Raw genomic sequence first — 24,715 nt, 5'->3', positions numbered from 1 at the left:
TTCAGCGCTCCTTCAGGGCGAAGCGGTTGGCGATGAGACGGGCGACGACCGTGAACAGGACGACGATCACGATCAGGGTGAGGGCCGCCCCCCAGGCCCGGTCCTGGGCACCGATGAAGGGCTGGCTGGCGTTGCGGAAGATCTGCGCGGGCAGGGCGGTGTTGGTGCCCTCGAAGAGGTTCGGGTTCGCGGCGAAGGTGATGCCGGTGACGATGATGATCGGCGCGGTCTCCCCAGCGGCGCGGGCCACCGCGAGCAGCGAGCCGCTGGTGATGCCGGAGATCGCGGCGGGCAGCACGACGGTGAGGATGGTCCGCCACTTCCGCGCGCCGAGGGCGAGGCTCGCCTGACGCAGCTCGTCGGGGACGAGGCGGAGCATCTCCTCGCTGCTGCGGATCACCACGGGGAGCATCAGGCAGGCCAGCGCGAGCGACCCGGCGAAGCCGGAGAACTCGCCCACCACCAGCACCCAGCCGATGTAGACGAAGAGGCCCATGACGATCGACGGCACGCCGGTCATCACGTCCGCCATGATCCGGATGATCCGGGCCAGCGGCTTCTGCTTGCCGTACTCGTTGAGGTAGATCGCGCCGAAGACGCCGAGCGGGATCGCCATCAGCGAGGCCATGCCGGTGATGATCAGGGTGCCGACGATCGCCGGCCCCATGCCGGGGCCCTCCCGCCGGTACGAGTTGGGGATGTCGGCGTTGAGGAAGTCGAGGCTCATCACCCCGCCGCCCCGGCTGACCACCGTCCAGGTGACCAGGCCCAGCGGCACCACGGCGAGCAGCACCGTCAGGTAGATGCCGCCGGTGGCCAGGTGGTTGACGATCCGACGGCGGACGGACAGGGCGCGCCCGGACAGGTCGGGGACGACCGGGGTACGGGTGCCGGGCTCGACGGTGGCGGTCACGCCACGCCTCCCCTCATGCGGGCCTCCGCCCGGCGCACGATGGCCTGGGCGGTCAGGTTGATCGCGACGGTCATCGCGAAGAGGACGACGCCGAGCCCGATCAGGGCGGCGGTGAAGGTGCCGGTGGACTCGCCGAACTGCTGCACGATCACGGCGGCCATGGTGTTGCCCGGCTCGAAGACGTTCGCGGAGATGTTGGTGGCCCCACCGATGACCAGAGCGACGGCGATCGTCTCGCCCATCGCCCGGCCCAGGCCGAGCATGACCGCGCCGACGATGCCGCCGAAGCTGTGCGGGAAGACCGCGCCCCGGATCATCTCCCAGCGGGTCGCGCCGAGCGCCAGGGCGGCGTCCTTGTCGGCCTGCGGGACGGTGCCGAAGACCTCGCGGCAGATCGAGGTGATGATCGGGGTGACCATGATCGCCAGGATCAGGCCGGCGGTCATGAAGTTCCGGCCGCTGGCCGCCTCGCCGAAGACGCTGCCGAGCACCGGCACGCCGCCGAAGACGTCGTGCAGCCACTGGTAGAACGGCACCAGCTTGGGCGCCAGCACCAGGACGCCCCAGAGACCGAACACCACCGACGGTACGGCGGCCAGCAGGTCGATCACGGTGACCGCGCTGCTCCGCAGCCGGCGGTGCGCCAGTTCGGTGATGAACAGCGCGATGCCGATCGACACCGGTACGGCGATGAGCAGGGCGATCAGCGAGGAGATCGCGGTGCCGTACATGAAGGCCAGCGCGCCGAAGACGGCCTCGCCGGTGCCCGGGTTCGGATCCCAGGTGTCCTCGGTGACGTAGCGCAGGCCCATCTCGGTGAAGGCCGGCCAGGCCTCCTTGACGGTGGTCACCAGGATGAGCGCGAGGATGGCCAGGACGAGCAGGCCGGTGCCGAGCGTCCACCAGGAGAAGGCGCGATCGGCGAGAAGGCCGCCCCGCTGTGGCGTCAGGGTCGGCCTGGTGTCGGGTTTGTTCTCTGTGATGGTCACCTTCACTCCAGTGGCGGCGCGGCTACCCCGGCGGGGACGGGACCGGCTCTGCGGTTCCCGTCCCCCGTGGGCGGTGCCTGTGCGATCTGGCTCGGATCAGCCCTGGATCTTGTCGAGCTGGGCGAGCGCCTTGTCCTTGAGCGAGGTGGGCAGCGGCGCGAAGTCGACGTCCTTGGCCAGCTCCTGGCCGTCGGTGAGGATGTACTTCACGAAGCCCTTGACCAGCTCGGCCTTCTTGGCGTCGTCGTACTTGGTCTTGACCAGGATGTAGGTCGGGGCGGTGATCGGGTACGACGCGGCGCCGGCGGCGTTGAGCGGGTTGTAGCTCAGGTCCTCCTTGATCTCCGCGCCCTCCAGGCCGGCGGTCGTGCCCTCCAGCGAGGGAACGACGTACTGGCCGTCCTTGTTCTTGATCGCGGCGAACGTCAGCTGGCTGGCCTTGGCGTCGCTCAGGTCGACGTAGCCGATGCCGCCGTTGGCCTGCTTGACGATCTGGGCCACACCGGTGTTCTTCTCGCCGCCCTGGGTGTTCGACGGCCAGGCCACGGTGTCACCGGTGCCGAGCTTCCAGACGCCCGGCGCGGCGGCCTCGAGGTACTTGGTGAAGTTGTTGGTGGTGCCCGAGCCGTCCGAGCGGTGCGCCACGGTGATCGGGGTGTTCGGCAGGGTCACGCCGGGGTTGTCGGCGGCGATCGCCGGGTCGTTCCAGGTCTTGATGTCGGTCTGGAAGATCTTGGCCAGCGTCTCCGGGCTGAGCTGGAGCTTGTCCACGCCCTGGAGGTTGTAGCTGACGGTGATCGGGGCGGCCACGGTCGGCACGTAGAGGAAGGAGCCAGCGGCGACCCCGTCGCTGTCCTTCACCAGGCTGTCGCTGCCGGCGAAGTCGACCAGGTTCTCGCCGAACTGCTTCTTGCCGGTGCCGGAGCCGGTCGCGTTGTAGTTGACCGTCACGTCCGGGGCGACGTCCTTGAAGGAGGTGATGACCTCCTGGTAGTAGGCGTCCGGGAAACTGGCACCCGAGGCCTTCAGCTCACCGGAAAGGCTCGCGTACTCGCCTCCGCTGCTGCTGCCGGCGGCGGGGGTGTCGCTGTCGTTGTCGCTGGAGCCACAGCCGGTGAGAGCCAGCGCGGCGAGCGCGACGCCGGCAAGGACGCGCCGGGAGAGCACGTTGCGGTTCACCTCAGAATTGCCTCTCTCTTGGGGTTGGGCCGGACCTCTCGGGGCCTGACCGATGTCGAAGCTAAGCGGGCCAGGTAGCCGGCTCCCCGGAGCTTGGTTAACCGAAGGTGAACAGGTCGCCAGGAAAATGTTGCCGTCGACTGAGGCGCGGCTGTCCGACGTGTGAACGGATCGAGGCGTCTGCCCCCGGAGGTGCCGCTGGGTCAGAGGACGCCGCGCGCCATGTCGCCGCCGACCAGGTAGGCCACCCGGCGGGCGACGGCGACCGCGTGGTCGGCGAAGCGCTCGTAGTACCGGCCCAGCATCGCCACGTCGATCGCCGCCTGCACCCCGTACGGCCAGGCGTCGGTGAGCACCGTGAAGAGGCGTTCGTACTGCACGTCGAGTTCGTCGTCGTCCAGGCCGAGCTGGATCGCGTCCAGCCGGTCCCGGGTGACCAGGACCAGGGCGGCCTTGTCGGCGATCCGCGCGGTCGTCTCGGCCATCGCGCCGATCAGCGGACGCACCGGCGGCGGCACCACGGGTGCCGGGTGACGGGCGAGGACGAGCTTGGCGATGTGCGCGGCGAGCACGTCCATCCGGTGCAGCTCGGTGTTCATCCGCAGCGCGGACAGCACCAGCCGCAGGTCGGAGGCGACCGGCTGCTGCCGGACCAGGGCGAGCGGCACCAGCTCGTCGATCCGGCGGTGGATGACCACCCGCTCGGCGACCTCGGCCAGCACCGCCCGCGCGCCGTCCGGCTCGATGTCGAGCAGGCACACGCTGGCGCGGCGGATGGTGCCCGCCACGTCCCGGCTCACCGTCGCGAGGAGCCCGGCGAGCCGGTCGAGCTGCTCGGAGTGGTTGCCGTGGTCCATCGCTCCCCCGCCAGGCTCGCCGGTCGACCCGGCCTGGCTACCGGCCGTACCGTCACCGGCCGTGAATCGTCGGCCCCCACCACCATTCCCTGCGACCGGCCGAAACGCCAGCCCGGAGCAGAGTGGCCGGGATCGCGGGTGGCGAAAAAGGGCGACAATGCCGGCCATGCCGAAGGACGTCGCCGTCTTCTCCGACAGCCGCTACCGCCATCTGTACCCGCCGGACGGCGAGGGAATCTACGGCGTCGGCAACGTCGACGAGTGCGACCATCTCACCGTGGACGGGGCGGGCCGGATCGGCTGGAACCGCCGTCCCACCCCGGACGACGTCACCCGCATGCGCAGCCTGCACCTGTGCCCGAGCCCGGCCCAGCTCCGCCGACCGGCCCTGCCGCCCTGGCTGGCGACCCTGCCGGCGCTGCGCAGCCTGGCCCTGCCGGTGACGCTGCTCCCCCTGCTGGACCGCGACCGGGTGCCGCCCGGCCTCGCCACGCTGATCGTCGGACACGACGCCGGGCATCCGGCACCGGCCACCCCGGTCGACCTGGCGGACGCCCTGCCGGGGCTGTGCGCGCTGCTCGTCGTCTCCGCCGCGCCCCGCCCCGGGCCGGCGGACCTGATCGGTCCGCTCCCGGCGCTGGAGTTCCTCGCCACGCCGCTGCACCGGCAACGCCGGATGCTCGACCGGGTCGCCGAACTGGACACGTTGCGCCACCTGGAGCTGTCCCACCTGGGCGACCTGGACGTCTTCCCCCGGCTGACCGTCCCGCTGCGGGCGCTGGAACTCGCCGGCACCGGCCGGGCGTTCCCGATCGACGGCCTGCGGGGCATGCCCACCGTCGCGGCGCTGCGCCTCAACTCGATCGGCGCGGAGATCGACTGTGCGATCTTCCGGGACCTGCCCGAACTGACCGACCTGACCGTGCTGAACTCCCGGCGGCTCCGGAACGTCGAGGCGCTGCTGGACTGCCCGAAGCTCGCCCACCTCACGGTTGTGAACTGCCGCGACGCGTTCGGCGCGGCCACGCGTGCCCTGTTCCGGGAGCGCGGCTTCGCCCGTCTCGACGTCGACTACGCCTGACCCGCCGCCCCTGCCCCGGACGGTCTCTCCTTTCTGGAGATCCCGCCACACTTCGAGGGAAGCTTGCCTTGCTGCGCTGCCACGGCTAACGTCTGCCCCCCGTCCACGCGCAAAAAGCCAAAGGACGTGCGTCTATGGACCAGACCTGCAACGAGGCAGCCTGGAATGTTGCAGGCGCAGCTCCCGCGATGTCCGCCCTGAGTGGGCTCATCAGCGGCTTCATGTTCGCGGGTCTGATCGTTCTGCTGGTCGAACGCCAACCCAGAATTCCATCGGCGCGCATCCCGGCGCTCACCCCGTTTCTCGCTGGGTTCATCGCGCTCGGACTGTGTTCCTACCAGTTCGTGTTGATCTCCGGCGAGAGCGATCAGGCCTGCCGCCGGATCTGGGCGGCGACCGCCGTGTCGAGCGGGATGCTGGCCGTGGGCACGGTCGCCGCCGTGGGCGGGGTCGTCCTCCTCGTGCACGCCTACTTCGACCGAGCGACGAGCGCGCCGGGCGTGGACGTCCATTCCGATCCGGCGGGCGCACCGGAGCGCCTTCTCCGGGTCGCGTTCCTCAGCGTTGCGCTGATTTCGGAGATCCTTCTGCTGGGACGAGTCGGCGAAGCCATCTGGGTGTGGCTGGGATTGCCCAGGGACTGGAAGACCGCCGGACCCGTACTGGTCGTCGCCGGAATCGTGATCTGCTTCGCCTGGATCACGGGATACGCCTTCGGGTCACCACACCGGGAGCGCCAACCCTCGGACCCGAACATTCGCAGGCTGAACACCGCTTCGCTCCTGACCATCCTGTTCTCGGCCGCCGGGACAGCCATACTCGGCGCACTGCTCGCCATAGTCAACGGCGACTGGAACAAGGCGGACTCCTGGCTCGGCTGGCTGTTCGCCGTACCGAGCGTCGCCATTCCGAGCATCGCCATCTGGCTGTTCACCAGAGGAGTGCTCGGCATGCTGGACTCGTGGTCCGCGCCGGTCCAGAAGGAACTCACCCCCTCGTGAACAGTCGGCGGCTGCACTCCCCGTCGTGGCTGGGCCGGAGCAGGCGTCCTACGGCCGGCTGTGGCACGGCGGGCTCCTCAGGTCAGCCCGAGCGTGGTGGCCAGTCGTGCGACGCCGGCCGCGGCGGGTCCGCCGCGCACGACGGCGGTGATCGTCGTACGCGCGACCGGTCGTGACCGGGTCTCGGCGGGTGCGGTGCGGTCGGCCTCGACCAGGGCCCGCCCGGCTGCGGTCAGATCACCGACCAGCAGGTACGCCCGCGCGGCGTCGACCAGGTGCGCGGCCCGGTGTCCGGCGGGCAGCCGTCGCCACTGCTCCCGGCGAACAGCCTGCTCATGCCGGGTGACCGCCTCCCCGGCGTCGCCGAGGTCGACGGCCGCCGCGACGCGGGCCAATTCGACGGTGGTGGGTCCGAAACTGGTCCAGTGGTGGTCGTGGCCGTCACCGACCTGCTCGGCGATCTCCCCGGCCTGGTCGAGCAACTCCCCGACGCTGCGCGCGTCGCCGCAGGTGGCGGCGGCCAGGGCGGCCTGGAGCAGCAGTGTGCCCAGCACCGACAGTTGACCGGGCGGGCCCTCCTGCGGGACCGGCGGGGCGATCCGGTGCGCGGCGGCGATCGTCGCGGCCATCGCGAGGCGGCCCCGGTCGAGGGCCCGTAACGCCTGGCCGAGCGGTATCGCCGCGACGGCGGCGCGCAGCGGGTCGGCCGCGGCCACCGCCACCGCCCGGTCGGCAGCCAACCAGGCACAGTCGGCCTCGCCGAGCTTCACCAGCACCGACGAGGTGACCCGGTAGACCTGCACCAGCAGGGCGGCGGTCTGCTCCGGCTGCGCGGCGCTCTGATCCGACTGCGCGGCGCTCTGATCCGACTGCGCGACGTGGGCGCGCTGGGCGTCGCCGAGCAGGCCCGGCAGCATCCGCAGCAGTTGCGGGTAGTGGGCGTGTTGGTAGGTCAACCAGGCGTGGCCGACCCGCTGGCCCAGCGCAGCAACCGGCGGCGCGGGCGGTCGAACGCGCTCGTCCGCCGCAAAGTCGTAACGGGCGAGCGCGGCCCGCACCGCGTCGATGCCGTCGCCACCCCCGGTCGCGGGCGGTGTGCTATCGCCCAGCAGCACCGCCGGATCGACGCGGAGCGCCTCGGCGAGATCCCGGAGAACGGAGAGCCGGTCGAGGGTACGAACGCCCCGCTCGACCTTGTCCACCCAACTCTTGGACTTGCCAAGCCGGTCGGCGAGCATCTGCTGCGTCATCCGCCGCCGGATCCGCCACTGCGCTACCCGACGCCCGATCGGCAGCTCATCGACGCTCACGACGCCACCACCGCCCGGTCGTCCGGGCATGGTCGTCGGGCCAATGGCCCCGGTTTACCGGCAGGCGGTACCAGACCCGGCACGGCAGGTCGCCACCACACCGACACACCCGCCGCCACCTGCGCCACGACCACACCGGCCGATGCCGGTCGGCCAGCAGGACCGCCGACGCCACAACGAACCCGTTGGACGGACCGCGTCCCGCCCGGCCGTCGTCGCTCATCGGTGCAGGGCGTAACGGTCGCGGGTACGGGCCTGCTCGGACTGCCAGCGCCGCAGGGCGTCCTTGATCCGTACGGTCTCGCGGCGAGCCCGCTCGGCCGCCTCCTGGGCCTCGGCCAGTTCGAGCGCGACCCGGTCGAGGAAACGCCGCACGTCCTCCGGGTCCAAGCCGCGCCGACCGAACCGGGTACGCCGGAACCGACGGTCACGCACCTGGACTGGGAGCAGCGGCACGCAGCACCGAGAGCGGTACGGCGATCCATCGGGCCGCCGGTGCCGGGCAGCACGGCTGCCGAACAGCCACTCGACGAGATGTCTCACGGGGAACCCGCCTTTCGACATGTGCCACGGAGAGGGCGGGTCCGTCCCCGGGTCGGGCTCCCGGAGACGGACCCGCAGCGCCGTACCGCACAGGGGAAGTGGCGGCACGCGAGCTGGGAGTCATGGTCAGATCACACTGACGGATACAAGCAATGTGCACAGTACACCATGGGATGCCATGTTGCAGGGTAGCAACATTGCCGGTGCACTGCTGCCTACCTTCGGAGTGTGGATTTGGTCGCCCTGTCGGACATCGCCAAGATGCTTGGCGGCGTGTCCCGGTCCCGCACCACCGAGATCACCAACCGGAAGGGCTTCCCCGACCCTGTGGCGACGGTGGCCAACGGTCGGCTGCGCGTCTGGCAACGGGCCGACGTCGAGCGCTGGATCCGGGAGCACCGCCCCCACCAGGCAGACTGAGCAAGACCAGCTTGTGAGCGCCAGGAGGAAGAGGCTGTACGGCGCGCAGGAGCTTCGGGAGCGCTTGGGCGTGTCGCGCACACGCGTGCTTCAGCTCATCGCGCGGCCTGACTTCCCAGACCCCTATGAGCGGTTGGCCGGCGGAGCCATCTGGCTCGCAGAGGACGTGGAACGCTGGATCGCGGAACACCAGCCATGGAAGCTCGATGACCAAACTGACGAAGAGGGCTGACGACACCGGGCGTCAGCCGCTGCGCGTGATGGGAACCGCCGAGATCGCGGAGTACCTCGGGGTCTCGCGCCAGTGGGTGGAGGTTCTCAGCAAGCGGCGGGACTTTCCCGAGCCGTCTGCGACTCTGAAGGCGGGCCGCATCTGGCGCACCGAGGACGTCGAGCGGTGGGCGGCCGAGCACCGGCCCAGGCCCGAATCCGATGAGTACGACGGATCCGAGTAGACGACTTTCCATCGTGACGGAGGTCGACTCAACGCGGAAGCCTCGCTGCTGACCCGACCTGCGCTCCGCCCTCCGCCCCGTTACCGCCGGGCTCTCTGAGCACCAACGGCCATCCTTCTGTCCGTCTATCATGAAAACGACAAGACGGACAGAACGGGCGGCCGATGACGCCGGGTGGGCAGCGTAAGCCGCTGAGAGCGGGCGAAGGGCCACACGAGTCCACGATCCTGGATCTGCTCCTGGACCTGGTGTTCGTCTTCGCGCTCAACCGGATCGCCGAAGAGGCCATCCACACACTGACCGGCGAGCCGCACCTTGCCCTGCCCCGGGCCGGTGAGGTGCTGCTGCTCTTCCTGGCCATGTGGCTGGTGTGGTTCTTCGCCGCATTGGCGGCGAGCAGGTTCGACCCGCGGTACCCGGAGATCCAGGTGGTGATCTTCGGCGTCGCGTTCGGCAGCGTCGTGATGGGGGTCTCGGCACCGGCAGCGTACGACGGGCACGGCGCCCACTTCGTCGGCGCGTACGTGGCGATCCAGATCGGTCGTCCCCTGATGCTGGCGTTCTTCCAGCGCAGACGCGCTCACGAGATCGTCGTCCCGCCTCCGATCCCGTCGCGGATCCTCTGCTGGTCCGTGGTCGCCGCTGTGCCGTGGATCGTCGGGGCGTTCGTTCCGACCGGCGTCGTCCGGGGCGGGCTGTGGGCGCTCGGGCTGACCATCGAGTACGTCGGGCTGATCACCGGTTGGCCGACACCGGGGTTGGGCCGCAGCCGGATCCACGACTGGGACGTGGTCGGCGAATACCTGGCCGACCGCTACCGCCAGTTCTTCATCATCGCCCTCGGGGAGTCCGTGCTGCTCAGCGGGCTGACCTTCAGCAGCCACCCGTTCGGCGCGGGACAGACCGAGGCGTTCGTCTGCGCCTTCCTCAGCACGGCGTTGCTCTGGCGCATCTACTTCTACCGCGCCGGCACGGTGATGAAGAGCGCTGTCGCGGCCGCCACCCAGCCGGCCCGGCTCGTCGCGCACGGATTCGTCACCCATCTGACGATGGTGGTCGGCGTCGTCACCACCGCAGTGGGCTACGGACTCGTCATCGAGCACCCGTACGACACGGCGAACCCGACGTGGCTCGCCGCCGTCCTCGGCGGACCGGCGCTGTTCCTGGCCGGCCGGGCCCGCTTCGAGTACGACATCTTCGGACGGGTGTCCCCGGTTCGGATCATCGGCATCCTCGTCCTGGCCGCGACGAGTCTGATCCTGGTCCGACTGCCGCTGCTGGCGGCGATCATCGCCGTCGTGGCCGTCCTGCTGTGCATCGCCGTCGCCGACGCGGCCCGCGCCCGTGGCCGGTCGCTGGAGGAAGCCGCGCCACCGCACTGAGCCCGGCCGCACCCGCCACCGTTTCAGTCCAGGGTGAAGTAGGGCGCGTCGCCGTCCAGGTCGGCCAGGCGGGGCGTGATCGGGGTGGCCGCGTCCCGACCGGCCGCGAGCCGGGCCACGTCGGGCAGGTCGCCGGCCGTCGCCACCTGCGCAAGCGTGAGCAGGGTCGGCGGCAGCATGGTCAGCTCGCCGGCTGCCGACCGGCGCAACGCGTCCGCCGGGCTGATCCACAGGGTGTGGTCGGCCTCGCCGGAGACGTCGCGGGTCCGCTGCCCCTCGGGCAGCAGGGCCACGAAGAAGTACGTGTCGAAGCGACGCGGCTCGAACTCCGGGGTGATCCACCGGCTCCACGGCAGCAGCAGGTCCGACCGCAGGGTCAGCCCCCGGCCGGTCAGGAACTCGGCGAAGTGCGTACGCCGCTTCTCCAGGTCGACCCGGGCGTTCTCCCAGTCGTCGCCGCTGACGTCGCCCACCACGGTCGCCGGGTCCGGGCCGGCGAGCAGCACGCCCGCCTCCTCGAAGACCTCGCGGGCGGCGGCGCACACCACCGACCGGGCCGCCTCCGCCGCGACGCCCAGCCGCCCGCCCCACTCCTCGGGGTCGGGACCGGCCCAACCCGGGTGCGCCTGCGCGTCCGACGGATCGACGCCGCCACCGGGGAAGGCGTACATCCCGCCGAAGGCCATCGCCGCGACCCGGCGGATCATGTAGACCTCGAACCCGACGGCGGCCGGGCGCAGCAGCAGCACGGTGGCCGCGACCCGGGGCACCGCCGGGGTGCTCCCCTCGGCGCGGAACCGGCGGGCGTGCTCGACCAGGGCGGCCGGGACGGGAAAGCTGCCGCTGTCGATCGTCATGGCGCGAGCCTAGTTCCCCGTGCCTTACCCGACGACCGCCGCCGTCTCGCCCAGCGGGCGTCCCGGCGGATGGATCAACGGTGGGGCTGCGACGGGAACTGCGCTAGCGTCCGGTCGCATGACACGTTGGGGCATCCTGGCCACCGGAAACATCGCCGCCCGCTTCGCCGAGGACCTGACGCTGGTGCCGGACGCCGAGCTGGTCGCCGTCGGCTCGCGTACCGCCGAGGCCGCCGAGCTGTTCGCCGCCAAGCACGGCGTCGCGCGGGCGTACGGCTCCTGGGCGGAGCTGGCCGCCGATTCCGACCTGGACGTGGTGTACGTCGCCACGCCGCACTCCGCCCACCACGAGGCGACCATGACCTGCCTCGACGCGGGGCGGGCGGTGCTGGTGGAGAAGCCGTTCACGCTCGACCTGGCGGACAGCACCGAGCTGGTGGAGACCGCGCGTTCCCGTGGCGTCTTCCTGATGGAGGCCATGTGGATGCGGTGCAACCCGCTGATCCTGCGGATGGTCGAGCTGGTCGCCGAGGGGGCGATCGGCACGGTCACCGGTGTGCGGGCCGACTTCAGCATGGCGGGGCCGTTCCCGCCGGAGAGCCGGCTGCGTGCCCTGGCGCTGGGCGGCGGCGCTCTGTTGGACGTGGGCATCTACCCGGTCAGCCTGGCGCACCTGCTGCTCGGGATGCCCGACCACGTCCACGCCTGGGCCAAGATCAGCCCGGAGGGCGTGGACGAGAACACCGGCATCGTCCTCGGCTACGACTCCGGGGCGGTCGCCACGCTGAGCTGCGGTCTGGTCGGGGCGAGCCCGGTGACCGCCTCGGTCGTCGGCACCACCGGCCGGATCGACCTGCCGTCGCTGTTCTTCCGCCCCGACTCGCTGACCCTGCACCGGGCCGACCACGAGCCGGAGACGATCCACTCCGAGCTGGTCGGCAACGGCTACCAGTACGAGGCGATCGAGGTGCAGCGTTGCCTGGCCGAGGGGCAGTTGGAGAGCCCGCTGGTGCCGCACGCGACCACGCTGGAGGTGATGGGCCTGCTGGACGACGTCCGCGCCCGGATCGGCGTGGAGTATCCGGCTCGGCGGTAGCCGCGTGGGGTGGCTGCCCTGCCAGGTGGTAGCCCTGCCAGGTGGTAGCAGGGGTCCCCTCCTCATCAAAAAGCGGTAGGAAGGGTCCCCTGCAACCACTCAAGCCGTGCGCCGGCGGCACCCGGAGGCGGGCTCCGTCGGCAGCCGGCGGTGCCGTGGTCAGCTGAACAGCGGGCGGACGATGAAGTACATGAGCGCGCCGATGCTGCCGGCGGCCGGGAAGGTGAGGATCCACGCGCCGACGATGTTGCCGGCCACGCCCCACCGGACGGCGGAGAGCCGCTTGGTCGCGCCGACACCCATGATCGCCGAGGTGATCGTGTGGGTGGTCGAGATCGGAGCGCCGAGCACCAGGGCGTTGAAGTAGAGCACGCCGCTGGCGACGGTCTCGGCGGCGAAGCCCTCCGGCGGCTTCAGGTCGATGATCCGCCGGCCCAGGGTGCGGATGATCCGCCAGCCACCGGCGTACGTGCCGGCGGCGAGCACGGCCGCCGACGTCCAGTACGCCCACTCCGGGATGAAGCCGGGGTCGTCCTGGTAGCCGCCGACGTAGAGGGCGAGCACCACGATGCCGATGGTCTTCGCGGCGTCCTGCATACCGTGGCCGACCGACATGGCGGCGGCCGAGGCGGTCTGCGCCCAGCGGAAGCCCCGGTTGAGCTTGCCCGGATGCCCCTTCCGGAAGATCCACTGCACCGCGATCATCACGATGTAGCCGAGGAGGAAGCCGACCATCGGCGAGAGCACCATCGGGATGACGACGCTCTCGCCGATGCCGCTCCAGAGCACCGTGCCGGAGGCGGCGATGGTCGAGCCGACCAGGCCACCGATGAGCGCGTGCGAGGAGGACGACGGAAGCCCGAAGTACCAGGTGATCAGGTTCCAGGTGATCGCGCCGATCACCCCGGCGAAGACGATGCCGAGACTGGCCGTACCGGTGGGAAGTTCGACCAGGCCCTTGCCGACGGTCTTGGCGACCTCCCCGCCGAAGTGCGCGCCGATGAAGTTGCCGACCGCGGCCATGGCCAGGGCGACCCGGGGTGTCAGCGCCCGGGTGGAGATGCTGGTCGCGATCGCGTTGGCGGCATCGTGGAAGCCGTTGGTGTAGTCGAACACCAGGGCCACCGCGATCACCGCCAGCACGGCGATGAGTTCGGGACTCACAGGATCAGGACTCCTTGACCGCGATGGTCTCGACGGTGTTCGCCACGTGCTCGAAGGCGTCGCAGGCGGCCTCCAGCTCGTCGGCGACCTCCTTCATCTTCAGCACGGTCAAGGCGTCGTACTCGCCGGAGAAGAGGCGGACCAGCAGCATCCGGTACGCCTGGTCGCCCTCGTTCTCCAGCCGGTTGCACTCGATCCAGTAGTCCTCGAGGTCCTTCATCGACTTCAGCCGCGGCATCGCGTCGGCGGTCAGCCGGGCCTGCTGGTCGAGGACGTTGACCAGCTCGTGCATCTCGCGGGGCAGCGACGGCAGCTTGGTGAGGCCGTACAGGTAGAGCAGGTTGCCGACCGCCTCCAGGTGGTCCATCACGTCGTCCAGCAGCGACCCGAGGCGGTAGATGTCCTCCCGGTCGAACGGGGTGATGAAGGTGGAGTTGATCTTCTTGTACAGCTCGTGGGTGATCTGGTCGCTGTCGTGCTCCACCTCGGTCAGGCGCTCGCTGACCGACTGGACGTCGACGCCTGGCAGGGCCAGCTCGTTGAGCAGCTCCGTACCCTTCACCAGATTCTGCGCGGCCCTGGTGAAGAGCTCGTAGAAAGCGCCCTCGGAGGGGCGGAAGGAAAACTTCACAGCACGGACCTCGTCGTGTCGATGGAAGGGTGACGGCCGCCCGGGGAGAGGCACTGCCCAGCGCATGCTAGGGAAGGTTCAGGAGCCGGAAAATGCCGGCCCACCCCCGGTCGGATGTCATTCATGCATCGTTCACCCGCTGTTCACCTTGACCCGCCCATCCGGACAGCAGTCGCCCCCGTTCCCGCGCGAGATCGACGGTCGGCGGCGGATACCCCAGGTCAAGCGTGGCGAACGTCTCACGCAGCAGGTGCGCCACCGCCCAGTCGCGGTACCACTTCCGGTCCGCCGGGACGACGTACCAGGGGGCGGCGTCGGTCGCGCAGCGGGACAGCGCCTCGGCGTACGCGGCCTGGTAGTCGTCCCAGCGGGCCCGGGCGTCCACGTCGGCCGGGTCGTACTTCCAGTGCTTGCGCGGGTCGGTGAGCCGCTCCAGCAGCCGCTCGCGCTGCTCGTCCTTCGAGATGTGCAGCATCACCTTGACCAGGCTGACCCCCTCGGCGGCCAGCTCCTGCTCGAAGGCGTTGATCTCGTCGTAGCGCTCCCGCAGGATCTCCTCGGGGGCCAGCGCCTCGACCCGACCGATCAGCACGTCCTCGTAGTGGGACCGGTTGAAGATCCCGACCCGGCCGGCGGACGGCAGGGCCCGGCGGATCCGCCACAGGAAGTGGTGCTTCAGCTCCTCGTCGGTCGGCGGCCCGAACGAGGTGATCCGCAGCCCGAGCGGATTCATCGCGCCGGCCACCCGCTTCACCGTGCCGTCCTTGCCACCGCAGTCCATCGCCTGGAGGACCAGCAGCACCCGACGACCGTCGGCCGGGTCGACCTTGACCGAGGCGAAGAGCATCTCCTGCTGCCGGGCCAGCTCCGCGCCGACCAGCCGCACCTGCGCCCGGCACCACGACTTACGGTCGGGGCCGGTCACCGTGGCGCCGGGCAGCCCGGGTGTGGCGCGCGGATCGATCGCGGCGAGGTCGACCGGGGTGGCGCCACCGGGTGCCACCCGGAGCCGCTGCCGGATCCCGCCGTCGACCGGAGGGACGATGTCGGACACTTCGGGTGCGCTCATGCTGCGATCATCACCCAGGCCGCCGCCGCCCGCGCGTCGAGCGCCGACCCGGCATGGACCCGACCCCACCCGGTACGGCAGGGTTGAGGCAGGCGGGGACGAGGAGGCGGCGTGGACCTGGCGACCGAGTTCGAGGCGGAGCGGGCCCACCTGACGGCACTGGCGCACCGGATGCTCGGCAGCCGCGCCGAGGCCGAGGACGCCGTCCAGGAGACCTGGCTGCGGTGCGCCGCCGCGCTCACCGACCCGGCGGCCCGCGCGCAGGTCCACGAGCTGCCCGCCTGGCTGACCACGGTCTGCGGCCGGATCTGCCTGGACGTGCTCCGCTCCGCCCGGCACCGGCGGGAGAGCTACCCGGGGCAGTGGCTGCCCGAGCCGGTGGTGACCCCGCTGCCGGACGGGTTCGCCCCCGACCCGGCCGAGCGGGTCAGCCGTGCCGACCAGGTCGGCACCGCGCTGCTGGTGGTCCTGGAACGGCTCACCCCGGAACAGCGGGTGGCGCTGGTGCTGCACGACGTCTTCGCCGTCGGATTCGACACGGTCGCCGACGTGCTCGGGACCACCCCGGCCGCCGCCCGGCAGCTCGCCTCCCGGGCGCGGCGGGCGGTCGACGCCGACGGCGTACCCCGGCACCGGGCCGACCGGGCCGAGCAGCGCCGGCTGGTCGAGGCGTTCCTCGCCGCCAGCGAGTCCGGTGACCTGGCCGAGCTGCTGCGGGTGCTCGCCCCCGACGTGGTGCTGGTCGGCGACGGCGGCGGGCACTTCCCGTCGGCCCGGCGGCCGATCCTCGGCGCGGACGCGGTGGCCCGCTTCGTGCTCGGCGTGTTCGGCCCCGACGGCCGGTACACGGGCCAGGTCCGGTTCCGCCGGGTGCTGGTCGACGGCACCGTCGGCCTGTACGGCGAGGCGCCCTACCGGGACGGCCGGACGATCCGGGTGGTGCTCTCGTTCGCCGTGCACGACGGCCGGATCACCGGGGTGTTCAACCAGCTCAACCCGGAGAAGCTGGCCGCGCTGCCCCCGCTGTAGGCGCTCAGACCACCAGGGCGAGCCACTTGCGGTACGACGTGGCGAACGGCTCGGTGCCGTCGCCCAGCGCGCCCATCAGCCAGCGCGCGGCGGTCTCCGCCTCCACCACCAGGTCCTCCGGGTAGCCGAACCGGACCCGGTGTTCGGCGAACTCGTCCTCGTCGCGCAGCTCGACCAGCCCGGTGGCCCGCCGGCGGACCACGTCCAGGTCGAGGTCGACCAGGTGGACGGTGTCGGTGCCCTCCCAGCGCGCCGGGCTGGCGATGTCGCAGTAGACCTCGCTGGTGCGCGGTGGCGGGTTGAACATCCCCGTCCACCAACCGTGGTGGGGCACCAGCAGGACGAAGGGGATCTGCTCCACCGAGGGGCGGCCGTGGTAGATCGACTCGGTGCCGGCGGTGACGCCGAGCCAGACGCCCAGGTCGTCCTCGGCGAGCCGTCGGGCCGGGTAGTCGCGGTGGGCGCTGCCGTCGTACTTCCGGTAGACCACGCGCACCACGTCGTTCGGCATGCCCCGCAGCCTATCCCGGATCCCCCAACGGGCGCGCTGCGGAAAGAACCGGTTGACACTGACCGATTCCGGACGGTGACCTCCGCCACGACGTCATCGACGCGAACGGTGTCGTCGGCTACCGGTACGGTCGCACGGTGACTCCGCCGCGCGCCGCCACCAGTTCCGCCAGTTCCCGCACCCGGCGCCGGGGGTCCCGGCCGAGCGGCGCGGAGCTGCTCGAAGCGGCCGTGGGCGCGGTGCCCGGCGGGTCGGCCCGGCCCGGACAGCAGCAGATGGTCACCGCGATCGAGGAGTGCGTCGCCAGCCGGGAACACCTGCTGGTGCAGGCCGGCACCGGCACCGGCAAGTCCCTGGGCTACCTCGCCCCGGCGCTGACCGTGGACGGGCCGGTGGTGGTCTCCACCGCCACCCTCGCCCTCCAGGCCCAGCTCGTCGAGCGCGACCTGCCCCGGCTCGCCGAGGCGGTCGAGCCGGTGCTCGGCCGCCGGCCGACCTTCGCCGTCCTCAAGGGACGGCACCACTACCTCTGCCTGGCGCGCCTGGACAGCTCCACCGAGGACGAACCGGCCGACACCCTCTTCGACACCCCGACCGGCTCGGGCGGGGGCACCCGGTGGCTCGGCGAGGCGGGCCGGCTCGGCAAGCAGGTCCAGCGGCTGCGCGACTGGGCGATGGAGACCGACACCGGTGACCGTGACGAACTGGACCCCGGCGTGGACGACCAGGCGTGGCGACTGGTGTCGATGCCGGCCCGGGAGTGCGTCGGGGCGTCCCGCTGCGGGTTCGGGGCGGAGTGCTTCGCCGAGGCCTCGCGGGCGCGGGCCCGGGAGGCGGACATCGTCGTCACCAACCACAGCCTGCTCGCGGTGGACATGCTGGCCGGCCGGCACATCGTGCCGCCGCACAAGCTGCTGATCGTCGACGAGGCCCACGAACTGGCCGACCGGGTCTCCTCGGCGGCCCAGGCCGAGCTGGTGCCCGAGCTGATCGACCGGTCCGCCAAGCGGGCCCGGCCCCTGCTCAAGCCGGAGGCCGCCGAGGCGCTCGCCGAGGCCGGCGACGCGCTGGCCGTCGCGCTGACCGAGGCGCCCGCCGGGCGGATCACCAGTGGGCTGCCGGGGCCGCTGCGGGAGGCGTGCACCCTGCTGGACGCGGCGACCCGGGCCGCCCTCGACGCGATCGGCGAGGTCAAGGCCGACGACCCGGACCCGGTCCGCAAGCAGCAGGCCAAGGCGGTGCTGGACGAACTCTCCACCACCGCGCAGCGGCTGCTGGAGGAGGCCGACCACGACGTGGCCTGGGTGGAGAAGCCGGACAACGGCAACCGGCGGGCCCTGGTGGTCGCGCCGCTCTCCGTCGCCGGCACCCTCGCCACCCACCTGTACGAGGAGCGCACCGTCGTCGCCACCTCGGCCACCCTGACCCTGGGCGGCCGGTTCGACACGGTGGCCCGGGCACTCGGGCTGGAGGCCCCGCCGACCAACCCGCCGTCGCCGGCCGCCAGCGCCCTCGCCACCGCCACCGGGCGACCCGACCGGTCGGCGTCGACGCGGACGGACACCCCGGTGACGCCGTCGCGCGACCGCCAGGGGTCGGCCCCGGCCGGTGCCGCCGAGCCGGCGACCGAGGGGCCGGGCTGGCGGTCGCTCGACGTGGGCTCCCCCTTCGACTACGCCCGGCAGGGCATCCTCTACGTCGCCGCGCACCTGCCCCGGCCCAGCGTCTCCGGGCTTCCCGAGGCGGCCGGCGAGGAACTGCTCACGCTGGTCGGCGCGCTCGGTGGGCGTACCCTCGGGCTCTTCTCGTCGCGGCGGGCCGCGCAGCAGGCCGCGGAGCTGCTCCGGGCGCGGACCGACCTGCCGATCCTGCTCCAGGGCGAGGAGTCCCTGCCGCTGCTGGTCCGCCGGTTCAAGGAGGAGAAGTCGAGCTGCCTGTTCGGGGTGATGTCGCTCTGGCAGGGAGTGGACGTGCCGGGCGACTCCTGCCAGCTCGTGGTGATCGACCGGCTGCCATTCCCGCGTCCCGACGAGCCGCTCGCGGCGGCCCGGGCGGCGGCGGTGGACGCGGGCGGTGGCTCCGGCTTCGCGTCGGTCAGCGTGCCGATCGCCGCCATCCGGCTGGCCCAGGGGGTCGGGCGGCTGATCCGCTCCACCGGCGACCGGGGCGTGGTCGCGGTGCTGGACTCCCGCTTGGAGACGGCCCGTGGGTACGGCCCGTTCCTGCGCCGGTCGCTGCCGCCGTTCTGGTACACCACCCGCCCGGAGGTCGCCCGGGGTGCCCTGGAGCGGCTCGGCCGCTCCTGACTCCCCACCCCGCCCGCCCGTCCCGGCGGCCGGCTTCGCCGTTTCGGCGAAACGGCGCGGTCGGCGACGCCGGATGCCGCGACTTCGGCGAACCGGCGCGGCCTCACCCGGCGCGAGGCGGGGCTGACGCGGGGCGGGCAGGGCCGGCGCGGGGCAGGCGGGGTTACGGAGCCTTGGCGGCGACCACCACCGCGTCCGGCGGCGTGTCCGGCACCGTACGGGCGGCGAGCCGGCGCACGGCGGTGTTCAGCACCGCGATCAGCGGGACCGAGACCAGGGCACCGGTGATCCCGGCCAGCACCACCCCGGCGGCGATACCGATGATCACGGCGAGCGGGTGGATGGCCACCGCCCGGCCCATGATCAACGGCTGGAGGATGTGCCCCTCGACCTGCTGCACCCCGATCACCACGCCGAGGATGATCAGGGCGGTGACCAGTCCACTGTCGACCAGGGCGACCAGCACCGCGACCGTGCCGGAGAGGGTCGCGCCGACGATCGGGATGAACGCGCCGAGGAAGACCAGCGCCGCCAGCGGGAAGGCGAACGGGATGTCGAAGACGACCAGGAAGATGCCGATGCCGACCGCGTCGATGAAGGCCACCAGCACGGTGGCGCGGACGTAGGCGACCAGGGTCGACCAGGAGGCCTGACCGGCGTCGTCGACCTTCCAGCGGGCTCCGACCGGCAGCAGCCGGACCAGGAAGCGCCAGATGATCCGGCCGTCCCGGAGGAAGAAGAACGTTGCGAACACCACCAGCAGGGTGCCGGTCAGCAGCTCGGCGACGGTCGCGGCGGTGGAGAGCGCGCCGCTGGTCAGCCGGTTGGTGTTGTCGTTCACCCACTGCTGACCCTCGTTGATGTAGCGGTCGAGCTGACTGTCGCTCATGTGCAGCGGGCCGGTCTTCAGCCAGTCCTGGATCTGCCGGACCCCCTGGGAGGACTTCTTGCTCAGCTCCGGGACGCCCTTGATGAACTCGTTGACCACCAGGGTCAGCGTGCCGACCACGGCGGCCACCCCGCCCACCAGCACCACCGCCGTGGCCAGCGACCGGGGGAAGCGGGCCCGCAGCAGCCAGCCCACGGCCGGGGCGAGCAGCGCCGAGAGCAGCAGCGCGACGGCCAACGGGATGATCACGATGCGGATCTGGCCGACGATGCGCAGCAGTGCCCAGCCGACCAGTCCGACCACGAGCAGCCGCCACGACCAGGCGGCGGCGATCCGCAGCGCGTGAGGGACGTCCGCGTCGTCCTGGCTGGCGGTGGAGGGGTGGGGGGCGGCCGGGGACTCCGCGCCGACCACCACTGCCGACGGCGGGGCGGCCGGCCCCGGGGTGGCGGGCGAGGCGACTCCCGAATCCGGTCCACCTGGCTGAACGGAGACGGTGCCGACGCGGGCGCGGTGGCGTTCCCGTCCCGCCCGGACCGCGTTCCGTCCCGACTCGTACGCGCGGCGGAGCCGTTCGCGTACCCGTTCCAAGCGGCTCACGCACACCTCCAGGTGACCAACTGCTGTCCTACGGTAACGACCGGACATGAACCTCGCCGACGCCACGGTAGGCGCGTTCCGCCACACCTTGCCCCCGCGCCGCACCCGGTAACCACCAGCGGGAGGGCAGGTCCGGACACGGTAGCGTTTCCTCCCGTGACCGCTGACCAGAATCTCGACTCCGGGTTGCCGATCCGACTCCTGCACGACCGCGTGCTGGTGCGGCTGGAGGGGAGCGAGGGGGAGCGCCGCTCCACCGCCGGCATCGTGATCCCGGCGACCGCAGCCGTGGGCAAGCGCTTGGCCTGGGCGACTGCGGTGGGAGTCGGCCCGAACGTCCGGTCCATCGTCTCCGGCGACCGGGTGCTCTTCGACCCGGACGACCGGTCCGAGGTCGAACTGCACGGGCGGGGCTACGTCCTGCTCCGCGAGCGGGACGTGCACGCCGTCGCCGCCGAACGCGTCGAGAACGACTCCACCGGCCTGTACCTCTGAACCGGCTCCTCCCCGGCCGGTAACGACCTCCGGCGCGACGTCCTCCCCCACCGACCGGGCCGCTGCCCGGTCGGTGCCGTTTGCACCTGGGAACGGCGGGAAGCCAGGCACGTCCACGCCCTGGGGAGGGACGATGCCGGTTTTCCTGAAGAAGCTGCTGATCTGGGGAGGCGTCGCCTTCCTGATCTACTTCATGGCGTTCCGGCCCCAGGGGGCGGCCGAGATGTTCAAGGCCATCGGAGCCGCGCTGATGGCCATCGCCGCCGGTCTGGGCGACTTCCTGAGCAGCCTGCTGACCTGACCCGACCCGGCCGCCGGGACCGGGTCGGTCGCGGGCCGGGGGTCAGCGGTGGGGCGGCCAGCCGGCGGGCGGAGGCGGGCCGTACCAGCCGGGGAGACCAGGGACGTACGCCGGCGGGGGCGGCGGCGCGAGCACCACCGGGATCGGCACCACCGGCTCGTCCGGCGGGTCCACCGGGCGCTGCTGGCCGTCCGGGAAGCGCAGGTGGTAGCGCTGCCCGTCCCAGATCCCGACCGGGGCGTACGGATCACGCCCCACGAAGAACGACCGGTACGCGCTGATCGACTCCAGCAGGTGCCGCTCCTCGGCGAGGGTCCGCTGCCAGTCGGCCGGACGGGTGTCCAGGCCCCGTCGCATACCGTCGCGGAGCAGCGCCAGCCGGGTGGCGGAGAACTGGTAGCCCCGCATCGCCTTCACCGCGCGGTCGCCCCCGACCCGGCGGGCCCAGCTCCGGGCCGCGTGCCGGCGGCCGAGACTGCCCAGCGCGGCCACCTCCGGCGGGGTGAGCCAGCCGGCGCGGACGTAGTCGGGCAGGACGCGTTCGGTCAGTCGCCCTTCCCAGGCCCGCAGCCAGACCGCCAGGCCGACCATGCCGAAGAAGATCGGCACCATCACGCCGATGTAGCCGTAGAGGGCGACCAGAGGCTGCCCGATGGCCAGGGACAGCGACGGCAGGAAGTTCCAGGCGCCGTGCAGCATCATCGCCAGCAGCAGCCCGGCGAGCGGGGCGAGCACCCGCACTCGGCGGTCGGCGGTACGCGCGGCGATACCCAGCCCCACCCCGACCATCGAGGTGAACAGCGGGTGGGCGAACCCGAAGATCAGGATCCGGACGATGAAGGTCATCAGCACCATCTGGGCACCGGTGGCCGGGCCGTACTCCTCGACGCCGGTGCGGTAGCTGTGCCCGCCCAGGTAGAGGATGTTCTCCACCATCGCGAAGCCGACCGCCGAGAGCCCGCAGTAGACCAGCCCGTCGGTGATGCCGGACCACTCCCGCCGCCGGAACAGCAGCAGCAGGATCGGGCCGAGCGCCTTGGTCAACTCCTCGATGAAGGGAGCGCTGAACACGGCGGTGAGCGAGTCGGGCAGCCCCCAGTCGGCGAACCGGTCGGCGAAGAACCCGTTGACGGTCAGCGACGCCGCGGTGGAGACGAACGCTCCCCAGGCGAAGCAGAAGATCAGGTACTTCAGGGGTTCCGGTTCGTACCGGTCGAGCCAGAGGAAACAGGTCACCAGCACCGGGACCGGCAGGATCGCGGCGACCAGGCCGATCAGCAGCGCCTCCGCCCCCAGGCTCTCGCCGAGCGTGAAGAGCATGAAGATCGCGCAGGCGGCGATGAGCAGGATCGCGCCGGCCAGGACCACGTACCGCCACCAGCTCCGACGACGGTACGGCGGCGGCGCGCCGGGCGGCCCGCCCAACGGGGAGAGGGCGGGGCTCGGCGGCGGCGGAGCAGTCGGGGTGGCTCCGCCGGACGGGGTGTCGGCCATGCGGTCAGCGTAGCCACCCGCCACCGGACCGGCCGGGCGCATTCGGTACGGGTGATGCGCGACCCCGGGGGGCGGGCACGGGTGGTCAGGGCAGCGGCGGGGGTGAGGTGTGCCGGGGCGGGGCGTGCTGCTCGGCGGGTGGGGTGGGGCTCTCCTCCTCACCGAAGGCTTCCCGGACCAGCCGGTTGGCTTCCTCCTGATCCAGGCCGGAGGCGACCATCAGGTCGCTGGCGGTGGTACGCACCTGCGCCACCACCACGCTGCCGGAGAAGCCGACTCCCTGTGTGTACGCCCGGCCGGCCTCGCTGACCGCGCGCAGGGAACGCTCCCGGCTGTCCTGCGGTTCCGCCCCGACGGCGAACTCGTGCCGGAGCAGCCGCACCGACTCGGCGAGGTGACCGACCGCGTCGGGCAGCGGGTCGGGCACCGGTTCCCCGTCCTCGATCATGGTCACCGCCCGCCGGATCAGCGTGCCGCTGTTGCGCATCGCCCGGTCGATCGGCCCGGCGGCCTCGGCGTAGTGGTGCAGCTCGTCGCGCCGGTGCCAGCGGGCCGGGGAGATGGTGATGGTCTCCTTCGCCCCCTCGATCGCCTCGGTGAACGCGGTCAGCTCCTCCTGGTTCGCCCGGAGCCGTTCCAGTGACCGCTGGCACAGGTCCCGGTCCCGGTCCCGGATCCCCTGGGACGCCCGGTCAAGCTGGCCGGCGAGCAGGTCCAGGGCCGGACGGGCGGCCCGGTTGATCACGCGGAGCGGGTTGAGCGGGAGCAGCACCGCCGTCACCAGCAGCGCGATGCCGCCACCGACGAAGGCGTCCACGAACCGGGGGATCTCCAGGTCCTCGGTGGACGGGCTGAGCGTGGCGATCAGCACGGCCGTCGCCGCCGCCTGGATGACCACCGAAGCGCTGCCACCGAGGAAGGTCGAGATGACGATGGCGAGGATCACCACGAGGGCGAGTTGCCAGGGCCCGGTGCCGAGGAAGTAGATGAGCACGTCACCGATGAACACCCCGATGGCCACCCCGACGATCAGCTCGACCGTCCGGCGCAGCCGCTGCCCCACCGAGGCGGCCAGGGTGCCGACCGCCGAGATCGGCGCGAAGACCGGCTCCGGGTTGCCGAGCAGTTCGTGCGCGGCCAGCCAGGCGAGCGCCGCCGCCAGCCCGGCCTGCAACGCGAGCGTCATCACGCTGCGCAGCCGGTGCAGCCGGTCGCTCAGGGTGGCCCGGCCCCGGTGCCGCAACTCGGACATCGCCCCGGCGATCCGGGCGGTGTCGACGTCGACCAGTCCGTCCCGCAGCCGCTCGGAACGGTGCCACAGCGCACGGCGACGGTTACGGGCAACGGCCATGGGCGGGACTACCCGCGCCGGGGCGGGTGAATCCTGCCCTCCCTTCCCCATCGCCCGTTGCCGGCGCGTCCGGCAACCACGCCCGGCAATCAGCGGTCGGCACCAGAGAACGGCGTAGGGCAGACTGCGACCGTGGAGACGCTGATGCGACGGTGGCGGGCGGCGGCCCGCGCGGCGGGCGCCCCGGACACGGGGGCGCTGGCCCGGGCCGGGGAGGCGCTGCTCACCCGCTGGCACGAGCCGCAACGGCACTACCACACCGTCGCGCACCTGACCGCCGTGCTGGACGTGGTCGACGCGTACGCCGGGCACGCCGACCGGCCCGATCTGGTGCGGCTCGCCGCCTGGTGCCACGACGCGGTCTACGATCCGCGTGCCACCGGGGACGCCAACGAGCGGGACAGTGCGGCGCTGGCCGGCACCCTGCTCACCACGTTGGGGATCCCCGCCGGGGCGGCGACCGAGGTCCGCCGGCTGGTACTGCTCACCGCCGGCCACGCGGTCGCCGCCGACGACCGCGACGGGGCCCTGCTCTGCGACGCCGACCTGGCCGTCCTCGGTTCCGACCCGCAGCGGTACGACGACTATGCCGCCCGCGTCCGCCGGGAGTACGCGCACGTGCCCGAGCCGGCGTTCCGGGCCGGTCGGGCCCGGGTGCTGGCCGGGCTGCTCGCCCTGCCGGCGCTGTTCCGCCTCCCCGCGCCCGCCGCGCGGTGGGAGGCCCCGGCACGGGCGAACCTGGCCCGCGAGCTGGCCGCACTGCGATCCGTCGGCTGAGCCGCCGGAGTTCGC

25 protein-coding genes are annotated in these 24,715 nt (G+C 72.1%); 11 read left to right on the top strand and 14 right to left on the bottom strand.

The window, feature by feature from the left end; translation table 11 throughout:
* Position 1: 1 nt before the first annotated feature.
* The 4 genes from pstA to GA0070618_RS13080 form a co-directional block, all read right to left on the bottom strand.
* Positions 2-913 carry a phosphate ABC transporter permease PstA gene (gene pstA, locus GA0070618_RS13095; RefSeq protein WP_088981879.1) on the bottom strand — a complete coding sequence of 304 codons (912 nt, stop codon included), beginning with the start codon at positions 911-913 and terminating at the stop codon, positions 2-4.
* Positions 910-1,902: a phosphate ABC transporter permease subunit PstC gene (gene pstC, locus GA0070618_RS13090; protein ID WP_231931723.1), complete on the bottom strand. Its 993-nt coding sequence runs from the start codon at positions 1,900-1,902 to the stop codon at positions 910-912. Before pstC ends, pstA begins: the two co-directional genes overlap by 4 nt.
* Positions 1,903-1,998: 96 nt before the next feature.
* Positions 1,999-3,081 (bottom strand): phosphate ABC transporter substrate-binding protein PstS, encoded by a 1,083-nt coding sequence (pstS, locus tag GA0070618_RS13085; protein ID WP_088981877.1) that lies wholly within the window; start codon positions 3,079-3,081, stop codon positions 1,999-2,001.
* A 203-nt stretch (positions 3,082-3,284) separates the two neighbouring features.
* Positions 3,285-3,938 carry a phosphate signaling complex PhoU family protein gene (locus GA0070618_RS13080; RefSeq protein ID WP_088981876.1) on the bottom strand — a complete coding sequence of 218 codons (654 nt, stop codon included), beginning with the start codon at positions 3,936-3,938 and terminating at the stop codon, positions 3,285-3,287.
* 166 nt (positions 3,939-4,104) lie between these two features.
* Here GA0070618_RS13080 and GA0070618_RS13075 point away from each other — a divergent pair, with 166 nt between their 5' ends.
* Entirely contained in the window at positions 4,105-5,019 is a 915-nt protein-coding gene (locus GA0070618_RS13075; RefSeq protein WP_143740394.1) for a hypothetical protein, read from the top strand.
* A gap of 134 nt (positions 5,020-5,153) precedes the next feature.
* Positions 5,154-6,020: a hypothetical protein gene (locus tag GA0070618_RS13070; protein ID WP_143740395.1), complete on the top strand. Its 867-nt coding sequence runs from the start codon at positions 5,154-5,156 to the stop codon at positions 6,018-6,020.
* Between the two features lie 77 nt (positions 6,021-6,097).
* Here GA0070618_RS13070 and GA0070618_RS13065 read toward each other — a convergent pair whose 3' ends face one another.
* On the bottom strand, positions 6,098-7,360 hold the full coding sequence (locus GA0070618_RS13065) for a helix-turn-helix domain-containing protein (protein ID WP_088981873.1): 1,263 nt from the start codon (positions 7,358-7,360) through the stop codon (positions 6,098-6,100).
* Between the two features lie 189 nt (positions 7,361-7,549).
* Complete coding sequence (locus GA0070618_RS13055; protein ID WP_088981872.1) at positions 7,550-7,894, bottom strand: DivIVA domain-containing protein; 345 nt, start codon at positions 7,892-7,894, stop codon at positions 7,550-7,552.
* 207 nt (positions 7,895-8,101) lie between these two features.
* Between GA0070618_RS13055 and GA0070618_RS13050 the strand changes: the two genes are divergently transcribed.
* The 3 genes from GA0070618_RS13050 (at position 8,102) to GA0070618_RS13035 (ending at position 10,130) form a co-directional block, all read left to right on the top strand.
* The gene (locus GA0070618_RS13050; protein ID WP_088981871.1) at positions 8,102-8,293 is read left to right on the top strand and encodes a hypothetical protein; all 192 of its coding nucleotides are present in this window, start codon (positions 8,102-8,104) and stop codon (positions 8,291-8,293) included.
* Positions 8,294-8,499: 206 nt separating this feature from the next.
* Positions 8,500-8,748 (top strand): helix-turn-helix transcriptional regulator, encoded by a 249-nt coding sequence (locus GA0070618_RS13040; protein ID WP_231931721.1) that lies wholly within the window; start codon positions 8,500-8,502, stop codon positions 8,746-8,748.
* A gap of 164 nt (positions 8,749-8,912) precedes the next feature.
* Entirely contained in the window at positions 8,913-10,130 is a 1,218-nt protein-coding gene (locus GA0070618_RS13035) for a low temperature requirement protein A (RefSeq protein ID WP_088981869.1), read from the top strand.
* Positions 10,131-10,153: 23 nt separating this feature from the next.
* On the opposite strand, the gene GA0070618_RS13030 is transcribed toward GA0070618_RS13035, so the two are convergent.
* On the bottom strand, positions 10,154-10,987 hold the full coding sequence (locus GA0070618_RS13030) for an NUDIX hydrolase (protein WP_088981868.1): 834 nt from the start codon (positions 10,985-10,987) through the stop codon (positions 10,154-10,156).
* Between the two features lie 118 nt (positions 10,988-11,105).
* Between GA0070618_RS13030 and GA0070618_RS13025 the strand changes: the two genes are divergently transcribed.
* Positions 11,106-12,083 (top strand): Gfo/Idh/MocA family protein, encoded by a 978-nt coding sequence (locus GA0070618_RS13025; protein WP_088981867.1) that lies wholly within the window; start codon positions 11,106-11,108, stop codon positions 12,081-12,083.
* A 159-nt stretch (positions 12,084-12,242) separates the two neighbouring features.
* Here GA0070618_RS13025 and GA0070618_RS13020 read toward each other — a convergent pair whose 3' ends face one another.
* The 3 genes from GA0070618_RS13020 to GA0070618_RS13010 all read right to left on the bottom strand — a co-directional run bounded on the left by GA0070618_RS13020 (position 12,243) and on the right by GA0070618_RS13010 (position 14,947).
* The gene (locus tag GA0070618_RS13020) at positions 12,243-13,247 is read right to left on the bottom strand and encodes an inorganic phosphate transporter (protein ID WP_088981866.1); all 1,005 of its coding nucleotides are present in this window, start codon (positions 13,245-13,247) and stop codon (positions 12,243-12,245) included.
* Positions 13,248-13,251: 4 nt separating this feature from the next.
* Positions 13,252-13,878, bottom strand: coding sequence for a DUF47 domain-containing protein (locus tag GA0070618_RS13015; protein ID WP_088981865.1), 627 nt, complete (start codon positions 13,876-13,878; stop codon positions 13,252-13,254).
* A 121-nt stretch (positions 13,879-13,999) separates the two neighbouring features.
* Positions 14,000-14,947, bottom strand: a complete 948-nt coding sequence (locus GA0070618_RS13010; protein WP_172900288.1) for a PPK2 family polyphosphate kinase — start codon at positions 14,945-14,947, stop codon at positions 14,000-14,002.
* Between the two features lie 111 nt (positions 14,948-15,058).
* Between GA0070618_RS13010 and sigJ the strand changes: the two genes are divergently transcribed.
* Entirely contained in the window at positions 15,059-15,976 is a 918-nt protein-coding gene (gene sigJ / locus GA0070618_RS13005) for an RNA polymerase sigma factor SigJ (protein ID WP_088981863.1), read from the top strand.
* A gap of 4 nt (positions 15,977-15,980) precedes the next feature.
* Here the strand turns inward: sigJ and GA0070618_RS13000 are convergent, their stop codons facing one another.
* The gene (locus tag GA0070618_RS13000) at positions 15,981-16,487 is read right to left on the bottom strand and encodes a DUF402 domain-containing protein (RefSeq protein ID WP_088981862.1); all 507 of its coding nucleotides are present in this window, start codon (positions 16,485-16,487) and stop codon (positions 15,981-15,983) included.
* 65 nt (positions 16,488-16,552) lie between these two features.
* Here GA0070618_RS13000 and GA0070618_RS12995 point away from each other — a divergent pair, with 65 nt between their 5' ends.
* A complete protein-coding gene (locus tag GA0070618_RS12995) occupies positions 16,553-18,793 on the top strand; it encodes an ATP-dependent DNA helicase (protein ID WP_414467605.1) in 2,241 nt (746 codons plus the stop codon).
* A gap of 163 nt (positions 18,794-18,956) precedes the next feature.
* Here GA0070618_RS12995 and GA0070618_RS12990 read toward each other — a convergent pair whose 3' ends face one another.
* Positions 18,957-20,330: an AI-2E family transporter gene (locus GA0070618_RS12990; RefSeq protein ID WP_088981860.1), complete on the bottom strand. Its 1,374-nt coding sequence runs from the start codon at positions 20,328-20,330 to the stop codon at positions 18,957-18,959.
* 108 nt (positions 20,331-20,438) lie between these two features.
* Here GA0070618_RS12990 and GA0070618_RS12985 point away from each other — a divergent pair, with 108 nt between their 5' ends.
* Both GA0070618_RS12985 and GA0070618_RS34015 read left to right on the top strand, forming a co-directional pair.
* Complete coding sequence (locus tag GA0070618_RS12985) at positions 20,439-20,777, top strand: GroES family chaperonin (protein WP_088981859.1); 339 nt, start codon at positions 20,439-20,441, stop codon at positions 20,775-20,777.
* A gap of 133 nt (positions 20,778-20,910) precedes the next feature.
* Entirely contained in the window at positions 20,911-21,078 is a 168-nt protein-coding gene (locus tag GA0070618_RS34015) for a hypothetical protein (RefSeq protein ID WP_170107862.1), read from the top strand.
* Between the two features lie 42 nt (positions 21,079-21,120).
* Here the strand turns inward: GA0070618_RS34015 and GA0070618_RS12980 are convergent, their stop codons facing one another.
* Both GA0070618_RS12980 and GA0070618_RS12975 read right to left on the bottom strand, forming a co-directional pair.
* Positions 21,121-22,614, bottom strand: coding sequence for a PrsW family intramembrane metalloprotease (locus GA0070618_RS12980; protein ID WP_088981858.1), 1,494 nt, complete (start codon positions 22,612-22,614; stop codon positions 21,121-21,123).
* Positions 22,615-22,657: 43 nt separating this feature from the next.
* Positions 22,658-23,923: an FUSC family protein gene (locus GA0070618_RS12975; RefSeq protein WP_088981857.1), complete on the bottom strand. Its 1,266-nt coding sequence runs from the start codon at positions 23,921-23,923 to the stop codon at positions 22,658-22,660.
* 132 nt (positions 23,924-24,055) lie between these two features.
* On the opposite strand from GA0070618_RS12975, the gene GA0070618_RS12970 reads away from it, so the two are divergent.
* On the top strand, positions 24,056-24,700 hold the full coding sequence (locus GA0070618_RS12970) for an HD domain-containing protein (RefSeq protein ID WP_088981856.1): 645 nt from the start codon (positions 24,056-24,058) through the stop codon (positions 24,698-24,700).
* The last annotated feature ends 15 nt before the right edge of the window (positions 24,701-24,715 follow it).

The sequence above is a fragment of the Micromonospora echinospora genome (genome assembly GCF_900091495.1).
Lineage (GTDB): Bacteria > Actinomycetota > Actinomycetes > Mycobacteriales > Micromonosporaceae > Micromonospora > Micromonospora echinospora.
This window is presented reverse-complemented; position numbering and strand designations above follow the sequence as displayed.